A 16,126-nucleotide genomic window follows, 5' to 3' on the forward strand; every position below is an offset into this window, starting at 1 on the left:
CACTCCACCCTTGGGGACACTTTCTACTATTATATATGCCTATCTTTCAGCCAAACACATTCAGACTTCAAAAAAGGATTCCCCTATTCAGGGAATCCTACAGACTTTAGATGATGAAAATCAAGTTTATCTACAGTTTTTATGAGGGTTTGTAAAATCTCGGACGTCGATTGAAACGTAGGGCACTAGCTTTCCGCGGCGGTCCGGTAGCCTCCCCGGTGCTTTTGCGCCTGTGGGGTCTACCCTAGACTCGCTTTTCCCGCAGGAGTCTCGCACACCCGCTCCAATCAACTTTGTTTAAAAATTCAGATAATCCCTTGCCTACAAACTCAAGGATTCCCCTATTCAGGGAATCCTTGTTGGCCTTCTATTTAATGGTGATTTTCCTTTTTACTCCCGCCTTGTTCTTCGATTTATCCGTAACTGTGTAAGTCAATGTATAGGTGCCTTTTTTCTTCGTATTCACAGTCCCTGTTATTTTGATCTTACTTGTTAAGCTACCATCAAGATTATCTTTTGCGGATACACCTGATTTAGGATTGAATGCCGAGTTATAGGCAATGGTTTTGCTCTTGGCACCGGAAATGACCGGCTTTGTACTGTCTACCGTGATCTTTCTTGTGACTGTTGCCGTATTTTTCGATGAATCAGTGATTGTATACTTTAATGTATACGTACCTTTTTTCTTTGTATTCACCGTACCTGTCACCTTTATTTTACTCGTCATGTTGCCATCCAGGTTATCTTTGACTGATACGCCCGATTTAGGGCTGAATGTCGAATAATAGCCAACGGTTTTACTATTGGCTCCCGAGATGACTGGCTTGGTGCCATCTATCGTGATCTTTCTTGTGACTGTCGCCCCATTTTTCGATGAATCTGTGACCGTATACTTCAATATATAGGTCCCCTTTTTCTTCGTATTGACTGTACCCGTCACTTTGATTTTACTAGTCAAATTTCCATCGGCATTATCCTTCGCACTCACGTTTGCTTTTGGATTGAATGAAGAATTAAGTTTGATGGTTTTGTTCCCGGCAGCTGAAATCACAGGCTTGACTTGATCATAAACGGTTATTTTCCTTGTGACCTTGGAAACATTCCCAGCTTTGTCAGCTACCGTATAAGTCAAATTATAGGTGCCCACTTTCTTGGTATCGACCTTGCCTTCAACTCGGATGACATTCGTTAAGTCACCATCTTTATCATCCTTCGCCTTTACGCCGGTTTTAGGATTGAAAGTTGAGTTGAATGGAATTGATTTACCGGCAGTCCCTGAAATCACAGGCTTATTCGTATCCTTGACAATCGATGGCCGATTGGAGATGTAAGCTGATGAAACATACCCCTTAATACTCTTGTCTTCCGTTTGTACGGGGTAAAAGACAAATTTATTTCCCTTAGATTCGTGATAGTCAAAATTCCCTGTGATGATCAAGCTTTTATTTGGCGGAACAGTTACTGCACCTGCCGTAGTGCTTATTTCTTTCCTGATATTCGCGCTCAATGTCGTCATCACTTTGTCTCCTGCCTTGAACCAATAAACAGAGTCATGCGTTTGATCTGTCAGGGTGTATTCAAGATTTTTAAAGACGATATTTTCCGTGCTGTAACGATCATATTGAAAGTCCGAAGTTTTGAATGGATATTTTGCCAGTTTCGTATCATTCAAATAACTTTGGTTTTCTATCTCAGCAAAAACTTCCTCTTGGTACGCATTCACATTTATTTTCCCGTTTTCCTGGTAAAGAGGACTGTTCACCGGTTTTGTCCCATTGTAAGCCATGACAGGGAAATACCAATTTTCGATGCCCCTGCGCCCTGCACCTTTGATCTTGGGTAAATCCCTTCTTGAATACATGCCACTCAGGACCTCGACGCCTGCCCCGATATTGTAGACTATATCATTTTCCAGCTTTTTCTGGTCATACCCACTTTTATTGGTAAGCTGCATTAGACCGATGCCGCCATCGTCGGATATAATCGGTTTACCATCCTCATTAAATTGCCTCCAATCCCCGTTTTCCTGCGTAGCCACCGCTTTTACCACTTCAGGGGGGATTTCAGCCTCTATTGCCGCATTCGTCAGTAAGCAGTTGATCTGCTTATGGGAAGGATTTTCATTGGGTTGAATCTCACCGAATGATGAACACGCATTGGTTATTCCAGACTCCGCAAAAGCCTGTCCATTGAACAAACCGAGTGTTAAACAGGTCAGTGCCCCAATCTTCATTAAAGGTATCTTCATCGATCGAACTCCAGTCTATTTATATTTAAATCTATAATAATAGTAACATGATAGACTGGTGATTTCAGGTATAATAGGGTATTTCCTCCTCAAATATCCTTACATCATAAAAGGAGCTACCCGCATTATCGGGAAAGCTCCTTTGTTTTCAAATCTCAAAACTATGTATGCTGCCGGATCATTCGATCACTTCCACCGTTTCCCTCGGCTTCCTTACAAGGCACATGATACCCGGTATGATGAAGAAGATAAGCGGCCAAACATGAAAAATCGTCAGAATGCCCGTAATGATCAATAAGATTCCGGCTCCCTTCGCCTTGCCGCCCTTTAATAGAAAGATAGCGATCAAACCGCCTGCCAAGGCAATGAACAGCGATATGATCCCCACCCAAAGCATGCCCATGAATAACTTGATTGACATTTCTACCTCAGATGAGGAAAACTCGGAATCTGTCATTAATGAGTAGTCCATCATTTCTTTCAAATCGATACTGTTGAGATAGACGGCCGCTATGATCGTAACGATTAAAAAAATCGCGGCGATACTCACGCCTATGATACTTAATACGTATTCCCATGTCCGTTTCATTTACTTCGCCTCCCTGGAAAAGTCACGTATATATAATACCCAATCTGTGAAGGAATAAAAGACTTTTATTCCTTACTCCTCAAAATTGAGTGTAAATTTGGTGAATTCTTCCAAATCCTTTAACGCCCCCCTGCCTTGCCTTCATTCATCCTTCTTTTTCAATCGTTCATGTAATTCATCTCTTTTATTATCCAGGTTATTCATTTTTGTCATATGCTTTATAAAGAAACGGACCGCCTTCATAACCATAACGAATAACAGAACAAGTAGGGCAAGGTAGAATAATTGCCATAAAACATCGCCAATATTAAACATGAAGTCACCTTCTGTCTTTGAATGAATTCCGGCCAATAAAAGCAGTAAGTGAGGGCTTTTCGCACTCCGTGTTGTTCCGTAATTAAATGATAACACGATTGGCCCTAACACTGAACGCCCACAATATTAATAGAAGGTGAATAACGAAGCCCCCCAAAGGAAATAGACTCTGTTTTTATCAGAGCCTAAAAAACATTCCTATTCACGATCAAATCCACCAATTGTTCGACAGACGGTTCTTTCGGCATCATATCAGATGTAAATCCATAGTCTTGAAGTCTATTGCCGGTACTTTCCCCGATCACCCCGATGGAGGCTTGTTTTAGCAGCGCTTCAACATCCACGTTTGCCTTGTTCCCATATTGCATCAGCATATCGACTGAATGCCGGTTTGAAAATAGTACCGTTCCTACAGGTTTCCCATCAAGCATTCTCGGAAAGATTTCAAGGAATCTTTCATCGACAAATTTAGCGATTGATTGAATATAGTCTCCGTCCCCATGTGCCGGATCTCTAAGATCCCTGTTTCGATCTCCAACAACTAACAGTGTTCCGGCTTCCGGCATCCCTGATTTGAGCTCGGCCGTCAGACCCCTTTGCTGCAAAGCCTTTTTCGATTTCCTTGATAACACATATAGTTTAGAAGAAATCCGGCGGAAATCAATAGCTTGTTCAGTGAGTGAATCCAAGAATCCATGGACACTTTCAGGCGAAGTGAAGAGAATTCGATCATATGAAAGAAAAGCGAGCAGCTGACTTTCTTCTATTTTCACTTTTTCCGCATTCCATTTAGGAAACTCCATGACTTCGCCGCCAAGTTCATACAGGGCTTCCGCCAAGGCACTCTTTGCCGTCCCCGTCCGGGCCACTAAAAACCGTTGTCCATAAAGCGGCTTCCTTTCGAACCATTGCAGTTGTCCCCTTAGTGAAATGATATCACCGACCAGGGTGATTGCAGGATTGCCAAGCGATCTTCCACTTACCCGTTCGACGATATCACCCAAGGTCCCCTCGACACTTTCCTGTCTTCCATAAGTGCCCCATTGAATGACGAGTGCCGGTGTATTCCCCGGCTTTCCATGATTGATCAAATTTTTGCGGATAGACGGAAGGTTGGCCACACCCATATAAAAGGCAACCGTATCTATACTCACAAGCCCATTCCAATCTATATCCTTCTTCGTTTGGTCATGGCCCGTCACCATCGCAAAGGAACGTCCGTAATCCCGATGTGTGACGGGAACTCCTGCGTACATGGATGCAGCAATGCTGGACGTAACCCCCGGAATGACTTCGAATGGGATTCCCTCATCTTTCAACGATTCCGCTTCCTCCCCGACTCTTCCAAAAACGGCAGGATCACCGCCTTTCAAACGGACGACCCGATGCCCTTCCAGTGCTTTGGAAACAAGCAGCTCATTGATTTCCCCTTGGCTGATGCCAGTAGCATAAGGTGTCTTGCCACAATATATCAATTCACAATCGAAGGCGGCAGCCTCCAACAGCTTGGGATTCAGCAATCTATCATATAAAATGACATCCGCTTTTTCAATCTCTTTTTGGCCTTTTACGGTAATCAGGCCTTCATCACCCGGACCTGCACCAACAAAATAAACCTTGCCCTTGGTCATGCCGCACTCACCCCTATCTGCTTGCCATTCCCTGATAATATTTCACCAGCTCCACCATTGCACTGCCCATCCGTTGATCTTCAGGATATATGACCCGCTCAATCCCTTCATCGATCACCACCTGCGCCGTTACCTTTCCGACCGCAAGAGCAATTACATCTGATGCAAACAGGCCGACTATCTTATCCTCCACGCCTTGTTCACGGACAAATCTCATTAAATTTCGCGGCTGGGGTGCACTCGTGAACACAACCGAATCGATTTTGCCTTCAAGGATTTCTTGGATCAGCTGCTGCATCGTTTCTTTTTCAGGCGCTATATGTTCATATGGCAGGATTTCTTTATGTTCCACTTTTTGTTCATCCAGCCAATTCATCAAAAGAGGCGCCGGATCGCCGTGAAGCTGCAAAGCGACCTTTACACCTCCAGGCAGATGGCCTTCCAGATTGCGAACAAGCCCTGCCGTACTGCCATCATCATCACGGATTAATGGCTGCAGGCCTAGCTTTTTCAGCATATTAACCGTTTTATAGCCCCTAGCTGCAATTTTCATAGACTGCAAAGCCTCTATGAAACGATCTCCCGCTTCCATCTTCACTGCCGTTTTATATAATAATTCCGTCCCCACTCCCGTCGTGAGAATGATCCAATCGAACTCCCCTGCCATCAAACGGGTGACATCCTCTTCCAAATGGGAATCATCAAGGAAAACCGTCCCCTGTGCCGGGCGAACAAGCGGGACTCCCCCAAGGTTTTGAACGATTTTACTAAGTTCTTCCGTCTTCCGCGCCCCCAATAAAGCAACGGTCCTGCCATTAAGCTTACTCATCCATGCCCCTCCTATATGTACATTCAATTAAATCCATCTCACCCATTATACAAATTTTCAGTCTTTGAAACTATAAAAAACGGATTCCATATCAAAAACAACGCTTTTTCTTTCTTTTATCTTATATTCTTCAGTGGAAAGATGGATTAGCAGCATTTTGCTTTTCATAAGTCCCGCCCTCATGAGTTTGAAACAAATACTCGTGAGTTTTGGCCTTTTACTCGTGAGTTTTGGCCTTTTACTCGTGAGTTTAGAGCAAATACTCGTGAGTTTTGGGCTTTTACTCGTGAGTTTCCAAAAAAGCAAAACATGGCCTGCTTCAAATTCCTCATGCTACCTTTTCTAGCCAAAAATAAAGCTGCCACATCAGGACATCGATTTTCACGATTTAACCTTTTGTTAATTCTTATTTATCGCCCTTTGGGCAATATGCTCCTGTTCTTTTTTTACAAAAACATCATATTGAGTGGTTTCATGGCGATTCTGAAAGTTATCAGTGCCTAAGTTCATAGGCGTTTTCGTTTTGAAGGGTATCCCTTCCCTTTCCAATTTCGCAACCACCTTATAATAATTTTCATTCCCGAATGCTGTATAAATACATGTCCAATATTTATAGGAAATTAGTTTGACAATTACTATACACGCAATCACGAGGACTAGTATTCCAATCATTATATACATCTTTTATCTCCCTTCATTTCGGACTTTTTTTGGAAAAGCCATCCTGTACACTATATTCTTTGCCATACATGACATTTCCTTTTCAAGTAAAAAAAGGAGACCCCGGCTTCGGGTCTCCTTCTTCGTATCTTCTTTATTTTTCCGTCACGTTACAAGAACCGTCCGTACAAGCGTCGCCCGTTGCTGGATCATTCACGATCGTAAGCGGATTTTCCTCAGCCCATACTTTTTTTAGCGTGTCGAGGAATGCTTCCGTTGGCTGGGCGCCGGAGATTCCATATTTGCGATTAATGACGAAGAATGGGACGCCTGTAATGCCAAGCAGGCTTCCTTCTTGCTCATTTCCCCTAACCTCTGCCGTGAATGCCGTTCCTGCCAGCATGGACTCCGTCTCGGACTTTTCAATGCCAACCTCTTCTGCCAAACTTGCCAATGTAGCGTGATCGCCAATATGTTTGCCTTCCGTAAAGTAAGCTTTAAATAGGCGTTCATTCATTTCTTTCTCTTTACCTTTTGATTCAGCAAAGTGCATCAAGCGGTGGGCATCGAACGAATTCGTTAAGACCACTTTGTCCAAGTGATAATCGAGTCCCAATTCTTTAGCCTGTTGAGTCAGGTTTTGGCTGTTCGCTTCCGCCTGCGCTTGAGACATGCCGTATTTCTTGGCCAGCATTTCATTTTGAGTCATACTGATATCCCGCTCAGCCTCTGGGTTCAACTCAAAACTGCGAAATGAGACCTCTACCTGATCTTTATTTTCAAACTGCTTTAACGCCTCTTCGAACCGACGCTTACCTATATAACAGAACGGACATTGATAATCCGACCAAATTTCCACCTTCATGTAAATACCTCCTCATTTTAAATGCAACCGCATTAAGCACATTATATAATCCTGGGTATCCTCTTGCAAGGATATTAGCCCAGACACTCATTTTCAAAATTGGTGAAGTCGACTTTTTTCATGAATTCTTCCAATGTATAGCCCTTTAGCAGGCGCACTGTTTCCTTTTCGGCTTCGTTCATGATTTCCTCCAAAGCCGTATCCAGCTGCTTCCCGACTTCACCGCATTCGCTCGTTTCCATACAAACAAGACATTCCGGCCGTACCGCTTGATACACATCCGCCAAAGTAAGCTGAGAGGCAGGCACCTTCAGACTATAACCGCCTTCCCTTCCTTCCTTTGTTTCGACGATCCCCTCAGCTGCAAGCTGTGCCATCACCCTTCTTAAAAAAGTGGCGTGTGACTTCACCTTTAAGGCGATTGCCGAACTTGTCAGGAGCTTTTCGCTTTGTGCGAGCCAAACCAAAGAGTGAATGGCAATGGCAAAGCGCGGCGGACCAATTTGATTGTTTCGATTACTTGAAGACAAAATTATCCCCCCTTACACTCTTATCCATGGTAAGGCCATTATACTATGTTACGTGCTCCCGAACAAATGGCGCCATTTCTCGATTTTCCGCCCGCAGCACACGATTTTACGTCCGTTTCCGGGTTCGGCAAAATAATATACCCTTTCGGCACCAAAACCCGGCAAAACATCCTTTTGCCGGGTTTTTCAATACTACTGAATGATTTGTACATTTTCATATAAATAAGCTTCTTCCGGTGCCTTTATTTTCTTCGATTCTTTTAAATCGATCACCGGTACGGGTTCCCCTTTATAGCTTCCTTTTTTTAATGTCCCTGTAATCGTATACCAATCATTCGTCTTCATTCCTTCCACGTTCCCGTTGACCATATATCCATATAACGTCGCATCGACCACACAGCAGGACATGGAGAGGCGGGAGATGGCCATTTGTTTTTTCGTGAATGCATCCTCACGGTATATGAACCCCGAAATCTCTATCTCCTTCCCTTTGATCGTATCAAGATTGTTCAGTAAATCATCCAGCACTTCAAAATAATTATCATCGGTTACGGAGATTTTCTCCCCATTCGCATGTTTCCCAGAATCATATGAACTTACCATCTGTGCCTGCTGCTTTGCCATCCCCCTTTTCGCCAGCACTTCCCCGCTTAAAGTAAAATCGGTCAGGATGAAGCCCAGAAGAATCGGAAGGAAGAACAAACCATATTTCAGGACCGAAGACTCCCCATTCAATCCGCAATCACAATGTTGTTCACTTTGTTTTTGTTTTTTCATTCGGAGAAGGCTGATCACTAAAAAAGCAAAAAGTGCCGCCAATGCATATGGAACCATTTTGGGTGCGATCAATTTCGTTAAATATCCTGAAACATACAATTTAAAGATCATGAGGCCCAATCCCAGCAGCAGCAATCCTTCAAGTCTTTGGATAAAAAAACGTTTCATCAGAAGCCCCCCTTACTGATCAATCCTCCTGCAATCAGGCAGAGGCTGAAGACGACTGCGAAAATAAGCAGGACATACGTGACGACGAAGCTCCGTTTAAAACAAGACATCATGATCAAAACATTTTTCAGATCCAGCATGGGGCCAAATACAAGGAATCCCAGTATGGAGCCTGGCAGAAAACTATGGGAAAAGGAGGCCGCAACGAAGGCATCAGCTGATGAACAGAGTGAAAGCACAAACGCAATTCCCATCATCAACGCCGTGCCTTTTATTGGCGCCTGACCAATATCGGCCATTACGGACCGATCCATGAACACCTGAAATACACTGGCAAACAAGGCTCCGATGATAAAGTATCGGCCGATCATAAAAAACTCCTGCGAAGTATGATCAATGAAGCTTGTCCATTTACTGGACTGACTATCATGTACATGCCCTTGCACCAGTTCCAGCTTGTCCTCTTTCACCACATCTTTAGTGCTGAATATATGAATGAATAAACCTGCGATTATGGCCGTCAGGACACAGAGAATGATTCTTCCATATAAAATGGACGGATTATTTTGGAACGCATAATAAGTTGAGCCGAACACGATGACATTCAATATCGGGGCTGTTACGAGCAAGACCACACCTGCATGGACCGGGACACCCTTTTTAATCAATCTCCGGACGACCGGGATGATTGCACATTCGCAAACCGGAATGATCAGCGCCGCGGCTATCGCGGCAAAAATGGCCGTCAGGGGTCTTTTGGGTATCATCCGCTGAATGATTTCTTCACTGATGAACAACTGGATGAATGATGAAGCAATGGCCCCCAGGAACAGGAAAGGAATCGATTCTAAAAACAATCCCAAAAACACGACGAGCACTGAGTGAAGCATCGGGTAGTCCGAGAAATCAATCGCTTTGGGAACGAACACATCGCCTAGAAAAAAGAATGCCAGCAGCAAAAACAGCAGAATCAATAACAGCAAATTTCCCGCGTAGCGTTTCAGAAGCATATTTAACCACCTCGCAAATCATAATTATTACGATTTAAGTTTGGATTCGGTCTAGTATATGCTTTTGATAGGATGAAAAGAACAAGAAAAAAGAGAATGGAAGACTTCACCACCCTCATTTATTCCTTCGATATAGATCCCTGCTCTTATAACCTTCTCCTAAAATCGTTTTCATTTCCTGGCGCCGTTTCACTTGTGTCGCCTCTTGTTTTGCACTATACACATAAGGGGCCCAATCCTTGCGATACCCTGGCGTAAGTGATTGATAGAACGCAAGCAAATCAGGGGAATCCTGCAAATCTTTTTCAATTTCAGAAATCATGCCGATATAATCATCTACTGATTGGCTTGCTTTGGCAGAGGGACGGTTTCTATTTTTTGAGTCTTCTTTCAGTCCGACTACCGTAAAGACATCATCCAACCCAACCATACGCGCAAACTTCAGGTCACTCGAGCCAACATACCCTCCATCATCCGCACCAAGGCCCTGCATCAGATCATCACGATGAATATATGTAGCATATTCTTTATTCCCCTTCTTGGGGTACGCCAAAAAAATATAACCGTTTTTACTTAAATGATTTTTATCGGTCACCTTATCCACGATTCTCTTTAAAGAATCCATATCCAATACAAAGGCAAATATAAGATCATAGGCACTTTCATTAAGCTTTGTATCGTAATCCGGCAGCTCTGCTAAATAATCCGCCCCGGCTGGCTGATTCAGGACTGCCACCCGTTTATATTTATGTAAATTCAGTTTTTCAACTATTGTTTTAGCCATTGCATTCACCATCCAATCCTGGTTGATTTTTTCTACCTTCAGTTTATAAGCATCCCCTTGCGTTAGCAACTTTTCTCTAGATAGTATAAAAAGTCAAAATTCGATGTGGAAACCTTCCGTATCTTTTCATATAAACATTTCTAGGAAAATATTAACTGTGCTATAATTTAGATATAATAATTTCCAATCTCCAGCTACTATAGATTCTTTTCCCTTTGAATGCCAGCTTCATTTTTCGGTTCATTAGCGGAGGGCCCTAGGCGCAGCATTCTAAGTAGGCATAAACTCAACTTTTTTGCATAGGCATGATAGGGTATCAAAGCCCCAGAAAAAATGTAGTCCCTGGAAATACAGACCTGATTCCAGATTTGCATTTCTTCCCAAAATTATGTATACCAGTGAAACATGTCTTTTCGTTGTACTATAAGAGATATCTTTTTAACACTCTTCATTAAATAGAAACCATGCTTCAAAACATAGTGTCGCACTCCTTCAATCATCATGAATCCACTTTAAATCAGGTGTTTTTCCCGTAGTTTTTATGCATTCTTTATGCAATCAGATATCCCTTTTTTTCCTATTTCAAAAAATTCAGTGATGCTTTCATATGTGGGTGTCACAAAAGGGGAGTTCTCATGAATTATATCGAGTATGATTTGCTATTTGAATCAAGAAAACAGTTAATTGAGGAAATTACGGAGTTGGATGAAAAAACGCTCCACCATAAGCCTGTGCCTGAAGTATGGAACATCGCCCAAATTTGCCATCATTTATATCTTACTGAGCAGGTTTTTACAGAAGTTATAGCAAATGGCATTCGGGAAAGGGATTTTAATAATATCATTCAAAAAAACATTTACTTCGTTACTGATAGAACAAGGAAATTCTCATCCCCTGAGGCCATTTCACCCTCTTCAGCCCCATTTCAATTATCGAGCCTCATGGATTTGCTGGCAGAATCAAGGGATCGATTATTACAGGTTCTTTATGATATGGATTCAGATATCCTGTTAAATAGAAAGAAAGCCAAACATCCCCTGTTCGGGGACCTCTCATTGGATCAATGGATTGAGTTATTATCCTTACATGAACAAAGGCATATCAAACAGATTCAAGAAATAAAGACCGCCCTTATATAAGCCTTTCATGACAAATTAAATAATCAGCCGGAGACTTTTCAAACAAAACAAAGAGACCACGTCATTTTGTGGTCTTTTTTCATGCATGCTATGAAACGATCGTGACTGTCGGGGGCTGCACCAAGTTGATAGATTGGCAGAGCCCATATTTCCCTAGCCAGCATTCTAGTATCAAGATGATACTTTTAGTTTCCTTTTGCTTTGTGTTGCAAAGATTTCAAGACAGATTGCGACGATCAGGATAAAATATGTTTTAGTTTCAAGCTAACATCTTCAATGTATCTTGCTGCCAAGTGAACGTACGTTAAGAAAGAGTAAATCTTTGTATAAAATTTGTTAAAGCCGGGCCTCACTATTCAAATTTCGTGCTTTACTCGTGAATTCGGAGCATTTACTCGTGAGTTCTGTACCTTTACTCGTGAATTCGGGGCATTTACTCGTGAATTTCGTACTTTTACTCGTGAATTCAGAGCATTTACTAGTGAATTCGATCGATATCTGGAATGGAAGTTTTTATATAACATATGTGAAACAATCGCTCCCATAGATTTTGACCGTATGCTCAGGGGCTTGATTACTCCGCTTATCCCGGCATAATGATTCCACTTGCAAAAGTGGAATCAAACTTGAACACTGCAAAATATCCCGTTCGAAAAGAGTGGAAAAAATCACATTCAGCGTGCTCGTGCTGGATCCGAACTCTACAAAGCCGTGCTGCCGATAATATTGAAACATGGAGGTTATATCCGGACCGTCCTTTTCTATTTCAGGAAAAGTTGATTTTGTTACAAAAGATGTATGAAGAGCAATCGGGAAGTCGTCTATAAACCTAAGCCTGCCAATTTTAAAGACCTTATTTTCCGCCAACAAAAATCCCCCTTTACATATAATTTCCTTGTTACAGTCAGTGTAATGAGAAAATATGAAGCTATCATGATTTTCTTGTAAAAAAAGTCCTGGTCAATTACCAGAACAAAAGGAAGCACTTATTTTATCGATCTTTTTCCATACAAGACCCTGTATGTTCAGTCTTTCAAATTCCCCATCCAGCATGAAAGCATGCCGCTTTCACAGAAAATTCCTGGTTTCATAGATCGATATTTTTCAATACCACATCATTAATGGCCATGCTTTTTTTCCTTAATTTCAAAGCATTCACACATTCCGTTCCAGGGCTCATACTGCCAAGCCGAATCGGCTTTTCCCCATAATCCCCATGAAAATCGGAACCTCCTGTTTTAATGAGATTATATTGATCTGCATATGAAATCGCTCTTTCCTCTTCTGCATGACCATGATGCGGGTTAAGAACTTCAATCCCTTCAAGCCCTGCTTTTACAAGATCAGGGATAATTTCGAAGCTCCCGTATTGTCCAGGGTGAGCAAGGACCGGGACGCCTCCGGCAGCACGAATCGCCTTCACAGCCAGTATGGCATCCACATACTCCATAGGAATAAAGGCAATGCCCGGCTCTTCCCCATTTTGGCCGCGGCTGAAGATTTTCCTATACAAATCTCCATAGATAGAATCCGTATACCCCGATTCCCGAAGCGCCAGCATAATATGCTGTTTATAAACACCGGTTCCTCCCCTGAATTTAGATACCTGATCCCAAGTTATTCGATATCCTGCATGAATCAGCCGTTCCACCATTTTTTCAGAAGCTGCATTCCTCTTTTCAATCAGTGGGTTACATAAATCCTCAAGGGCCTTATGACCAGGCTCGACAAAATAGCCCAAAATATGTACACGCCTTCCTCTTGCAAAGTCATAACCGGAAACTTCGATACCAGGGATGATTTCAATACCTATTTCCTTACCCCGTTCCACCATCTCTTGCAATCTCATTGTTGTATCGTGATTCGTAATCGCTAAATGACCAATGCTCTCCCTTTTTGCAACCTCCAATAGTTCTTCAAAAGAACTGGAACCATCTGAAACGTTCGTATGACAATGTAATTCAACCTTCATGCCAATCCCCCATTCTTATTCGTTTCCCATTTTCATTTTAACTTAGTGCCATGTCGGTCAACGTTAAGATGATGTAAAAAAACGTAAAGGTGTAAAAGTCGTCCTGATTGGTGAAAATACTTAAGTATTTCAAGCTGCAGACAAAAAAATTCCAGTTGATTTCAGAAACCCGCTCCCTTTCCGCCGACTGTCTGCCAAGCCTCATCAAAGCTAGCGTCTGTGGGGTCTCGGCTAGCCAGTTATTCGGCAGGAGTGTCGCATATTTCTTCCATCCATTAAGGAGTAGAAGAAAAAATATGAAAGATTAACTAGTCTTAAATTGGGTTCGGAATAAGACGAGCCAGCATTTTTAAGTTGATTGGAACGTAAGGCACGAGACTCCTGCGGGAAAAGCGCGGCATGGGAGACCCCGCAGGCGCGCCGAGGAGGCTCCCGCCCGCCCGCGGAAAGCGAGTGCCTGGAGTGGAAATCAACATTCCCATTTTACAAACGCACTTTGTAGACAAAAGGGTTCTATCTAAATAAAAACAAAGTTGATTGGAACGGAAGGTACGAGACTCCTGCGGGAAAAGCGTGGCATGGGAGACCCCGCAGGCGCGCCGAGGAGGCTCCCGCCCGTCCGCGGAAAGCGAGTGCCTGGAGTGGAAATCAACGTTCCCCTTTTACAAACGCAATTTGTAGACAAAAGGGTTCTATCTAAATAAAAACAAAGTTGATTGGAACGGAAGGCACGAGACTCCTGCGGGACAAGCGTGGCATGGGAGACCCCGCAGGCGCGCCGAGGAGGCTCCCGCCCGCGGAAAGCGAGTGCCTGGAGTGGAAATCAACATTCCCATTTTACAAACGCACTTTGTAGACAAAAGGGTTCTATCTAAATAAAAACAAAGTTGATTGGAACGGAAGGTGCGGGACTCTGCAGGAAAAACGTGTCCAGGGGAGACCTCTCAGGCGTGCTGCGGAGGCTCCCGCCCGCCCGAGGAAAGCGAGTGCCTGGAGTGGGAAATCATTTTCATTGTCTATTTCGCTTCCTATCCCGTTACGGATTTCCCATTAAGTTGAAATAAAATCAGAACAAAACCAATAAAATTTTTGACTTACTGTCAAAAATGATGTACATTACCTAATGGGCGAACAATTTTTATTAAAAAAGACAAAAATATTCGTATATAGAGGTGCATAACATGGAAAACGTGTTTGATTATGAAGATATTCAATTAATTCCTGCAAAATGTGTAGTAAATAGCCGTTCTGAGTGTGATACATCCGTTACTTTAGGTAAACATACATTCAAGTTACCTGTAGTACCTGCCAATATGCAAACGATCATTGATGAAAAGATTGCCATTTACTTGGCTGAAAACGGTTACTTTTATGTAATGCATCGTTTTGAGCCAGAAAAACGACTGACTTTCATTAAAGACATGCATTCAAAAGAATTGATCGCTTCCATCAGTGTCGGCGTTAAAGAAGAAGAATACGGATTCATCGAACAATTATCGAATGACAACATTGTGCCTGAATACATTACTATAGATATAGCGCACGGACATTCCAATGCCGTGATAAAAATGATACAGCATATTAAAAAACATTTACCTGAAAGTTTTGTCATTGCAGGAAATGTGGGAACTCCTGAAGCGGTACGTGAATTGGAACATGCCGGTGCGGATGCTACAAAGGTGGGCATTGGACCAGGGAAAGTATGCATCACTAAAATCAAGACTGGATTTGGAACGGGCGGCTGGCAATTAGCTGCACTTCGCTGGTGTGCAAAAGCGGCAAGCAAGCCAATCATCGCTGACGGCGGCATTCGCACGAACGGTGATATTGCCAAATCAGTTAGATTTGGAGCTTCAATGGTCATGATCGGTTCACTATTTGCCGGACATGAAGAATCTCCAGGTCAAACGATCGAGAAAGATGGAAAGGCCTTTAAAGAATACTTTGGTTCAGCTTCGGAATTCCAAAAAGGTGAAAAGAAAAACGTTGAAGGCAAAAAGATGTTTGTCGAGCACAAAGGATCTTTGGAAGATACGTTGAAGGAAATGGAACAAGATCTTCAGTCATCCATTTCATATGCAGGCGGTACCAAGTTGGAAGCCATCCGGAATGTGGATTATGTGGTCGTTAAGAATTCAATCTTTAACGGTGACAAAGTTTATTAAGAAGTAATCTAAAAAAACGGCCTAATCAATGGATTAGGCCGTTTTTTTATCATTACACCTTTTTAACAAATTGGGATTTTAATTTCATTGCACCAAAACCATCTATCTTACAATCAATATCATGATCTCCATCAACTAGACGGATGCTTTTGACTTTAGTGCCCATTTTTAAGACGGATGAGCTCCCTTTCACTTTAAGGTCCTTGATTACCGTAACGGTATCACCGTCGTTCAAGGCATTTCCATTAGCATCTTTGATAACCTTCTTTTGATCACCATTTTCCGTTTCCGCTTCCACTGTCCATTCATGGGCGCATTCCGGGCAAACTAAAAGACTGCCGTCTTCGTATGTATATTCTGAATCACATGCAGGGCAATTAGGAAAATCAGGCATAAATTCACTTCCTCCATTCATTATGCCAATTTTAATATAATAATGGTTTA

The 16,126-nt window shown here is 42.6% G+C and carries 16 protein-coding genes; 2 read left to right on the plus strand and 14 right to left on the minus strand.

What is annotated here, in order from left to right:
* Nucleotides 1-367 precede the first annotated feature (367 nt).
* From NYE65_RS05525 to NYE65_RS05575, 11 genes are all read right to left on the minus strand, one after another.
* Nucleotides 368-2,248, minus strand: coding sequence for an immunoglobulin-like domain-containing protein (locus tag NYE65_RS05525; protein WP_340859996.1), 1,881 nt, complete (start codon nucleotides 2,246-2,248; stop codon nucleotides 368-370).
* A gap of 178 nt (nucleotides 2,249-2,426) precedes the next feature.
* On the minus strand, nucleotides 2,427-2,837 hold the full coding sequence (locus NYE65_RS05530; RefSeq protein ID WP_328176339.1) for a DUF4064 domain-containing protein: 411 nt from the start codon (nucleotides 2,835-2,837) through the stop codon (nucleotides 2,427-2,429).
* 141 nt (nucleotides 2,838-2,978) lie between these two features.
* Nucleotides 2,979-3,152, minus strand: coding sequence for a hypothetical protein (locus tag NYE65_RS05535; RefSeq protein WP_328176340.1), 174 nt, complete (start codon nucleotides 3,150-3,152; stop codon nucleotides 2,979-2,981).
* 185 nt (nucleotides 3,153-3,337) lie between these two features.
* Nucleotides 3,338-4,783 carry a uroporphyrinogen-III C-methyltransferase gene (cobA, locus tag NYE65_RS05540; RefSeq protein ID WP_340859997.1) on the minus strand — a complete coding sequence of 482 codons (1,446 nt, stop codon included), beginning with the start codon at nucleotides 4,781-4,783 and terminating at the stop codon, nucleotides 3,338-3,340.
* Nucleotides 4,784-4,796: 13 nt separating this feature from the next.
* Nucleotides 4,797-5,612, minus strand: a complete 816-nt coding sequence (locus tag NYE65_RS05545; RefSeq protein ID WP_095393511.1) for a uroporphyrinogen-III synthase — start codon at nucleotides 5,610-5,612, stop codon at nucleotides 4,797-4,799.
* A 399-nt stretch (nucleotides 5,613-6,011) separates the two neighbouring features.
* Entirely contained in the window at nucleotides 6,012-6,293 is a 282-nt protein-coding gene (locus NYE65_RS05550; protein WP_328176343.1) for a hypothetical protein, read from the minus strand.
* 133 nt (nucleotides 6,294-6,426) lie between these two features.
* Complete coding sequence (locus NYE65_RS05555; RefSeq protein WP_340859998.1) at nucleotides 6,427-7,137, minus strand: DsbA family oxidoreductase; 711 nt, start codon at nucleotides 7,135-7,137, stop codon at nucleotides 6,427-6,429.
* Between the two features lie 74 nt (nucleotides 7,138-7,211).
* Nucleotides 7,212-7,667 carry an RrF2 family transcriptional regulator gene (locus NYE65_RS05560; RefSeq protein WP_340859999.1) on the minus strand — a complete coding sequence of 152 codons (456 nt, stop codon included), beginning with the start codon at nucleotides 7,665-7,667 and terminating at the stop codon, nucleotides 7,212-7,214.
* Nucleotides 7,668-7,859: 192 nt separating this feature from the next.
* A complete protein-coding gene (locus NYE65_RS05565) occupies nucleotides 7,860-8,612 on the minus strand; it encodes a TIGR03943 family putative permease subunit (RefSeq protein ID WP_328176345.1) in 753 nt (250 codons plus the stop codon).
* Complete coding sequence (locus NYE65_RS05570; protein ID WP_328176346.1) at nucleotides 8,612-9,622, minus strand: permease; 1,011 nt, start codon at nucleotides 9,620-9,622, stop codon at nucleotides 8,612-8,614. The genes NYE65_RS05565 and NYE65_RS05570 overlap by 1 nt, the downstream gene beginning before the upstream one ends.
* A 115-nt stretch (nucleotides 9,623-9,737) precedes the next feature.
* Nucleotides 9,738-10,406, minus strand: a complete 669-nt coding sequence (locus NYE65_RS05575) for a YdeI/OmpD-associated family protein (RefSeq protein WP_340860000.1) — start codon at nucleotides 10,404-10,406, stop codon at nucleotides 9,738-9,740.
* 635 nt (nucleotides 10,407-11,041) lie between these two features.
* Here NYE65_RS05575 and NYE65_RS05580 point away from each other — a divergent pair.
* Nucleotides 11,042-11,545 (plus strand): DinB family protein, encoded by a 504-nt coding sequence (locus tag NYE65_RS05580; RefSeq protein WP_057276759.1) that lies wholly within the window; start codon nucleotides 11,042-11,044, stop codon nucleotides 11,543-11,545.
* Between the two features lie 513 nt (nucleotides 11,546-12,058).
* On the opposite strand, the gene NYE65_RS05585 is transcribed toward NYE65_RS05580, so the two are convergent.
* A complete protein-coding gene (locus NYE65_RS05585; protein ID WP_340860001.1) occupies nucleotides 12,059-12,412 on the minus strand; it encodes a UTRA domain-containing protein in 354 nt (117 codons plus the stop codon).
* A 220-nt stretch (nucleotides 12,413-12,632) separates the two neighbouring features.
* Nucleotides 12,633-13,517 (minus strand): PHP domain-containing protein, encoded by an 885-nt coding sequence (locus tag NYE65_RS05590; RefSeq protein ID WP_340860002.1) that lies wholly within the window; start codon nucleotides 13,515-13,517, stop codon nucleotides 12,633-12,635.
* A gap of 1,181 nt (nucleotides 13,518-14,698) precedes the next feature.
* Here NYE65_RS05590 and guaC point away from each other — a divergent pair.
* On the plus strand, nucleotides 14,699-15,682 hold the full coding sequence (gene guaC / locus NYE65_RS05595; RefSeq protein ID WP_095679189.1) for a GMP reductase: 984 nt from the start codon (nucleotides 14,699-14,701) through the stop codon (nucleotides 15,680-15,682).
* 52 nt (nucleotides 15,683-15,734) lie between these two features.
* On the opposite strand, the gene NYE65_RS05600 is transcribed toward guaC, so the two are convergent.
* Nucleotides 15,735-16,076 carry a zinc ribbon domain-containing protein YjdM gene (locus NYE65_RS05600; RefSeq protein WP_057276762.1) on the minus strand — a complete coding sequence of 114 codons (342 nt, stop codon included), beginning with the start codon at nucleotides 16,074-16,076 and terminating at the stop codon, nucleotides 15,735-15,737.
* Nucleotides 16,077-16,126: the final 50 nt, after the last annotated feature.

Source organism: Peribacillus sp. FSL R5-0717 (assembly GCF_038002945.1).
Taxonomy (GTDB): Bacteria; Bacillota; Bacilli; order Bacillales; family DSM-1321; genus Peribacillus; species Peribacillus frigoritolerans.

Bases quoted from the DNA above. Each gene is read 5' to 3' on its own strand.
- guaC (WP_095679189.1), top strand. From the start codon at position 14,699: ATGGAAAACGTGTTTGATTATGAAGATATTCAATTAATTCCTGCAAAA.
- NYE65_RS05535 (WP_328176340.1), bottom strand. From the start codon at position 3,152: ATGTTTAATATTGGCGATGTTTTATGGCAATTATTCTACCTTGCCCTA.
- NYE65_RS05575 (WP_340860000.1), bottom strand. From the start codon at position 10,406: ATGGCTAAAACAATAGTTGAAAAACTGAATTTACATAAATATAAACGG.
- cobA (WP_340859997.1), bottom strand. From the start codon at position 4,783: ATGACCAAGGGCAAGGTTTATTTTGTTGGTGCAGGTCCGGGTGATGAA.
- NYE65_RS05545 (WP_095393511.1), bottom strand. From the start codon at position 5,612: ATGAGTAAGCTTAATGGCAGGACCGTTGCTTTATTGGGGGCGCGGAAG.
- NYE65_RS05600 (WP_057276762.1), bottom strand. From the start codon at position 16,076: ATGCCTGATTTTCCTAATTGCCCTGCATGTGATTCAGAATATACATAC.
- NYE65_RS05525 (WP_340859996.1), bottom strand. From the start codon at position 2,248: ATGAAGATACCTTTAATGAAGATTGGGGCACTGACCTGTTTAACACTC.
- NYE65_RS05555 (WP_340859998.1), bottom strand. From the start codon at position 7,137: ATGAAGGTGGAAATTTGGTCGGATTATCAATGTCCGTTCTGTTATATA.
- NYE65_RS05565 (WP_328176345.1), bottom strand. From the start codon at position 8,612: ATGAAACGTTTTTTTATCCAAAGACTTGAAGGATTGCTGCTGCTGGGA.
- NYE65_RS05580 (WP_057276759.1), top strand. From the start codon at position 11,042: ATGAATTATATCGAGTATGATTTGCTATTTGAATCAAGAAAACAGTTA.
- NYE65_RS05570 (WP_328176346.1), bottom strand. From the start codon at position 9,622: ATGCTTCTGAAACGCTACGCGGGAAATTTGCTGTTATTGATTCTGCTG.
- NYE65_RS05550 (WP_328176343.1), bottom strand. From the start codon at position 6,293: ATGTATATAATGATTGGAATACTAGTCCTCGTGATTGCGTGTATAGTA.
- NYE65_RS05590 (WP_340860002.1), bottom strand. From the start codon at position 13,517: ATGAAGGTTGAATTACATTGTCATACGAACGTTTCAGATGGTTCCAGT.
- NYE65_RS05530 (WP_328176339.1), bottom strand. From the start codon at position 2,837: ATGAAACGGACATGGGAATACGTATTAAGTATCATAGGCGTGAGTATC.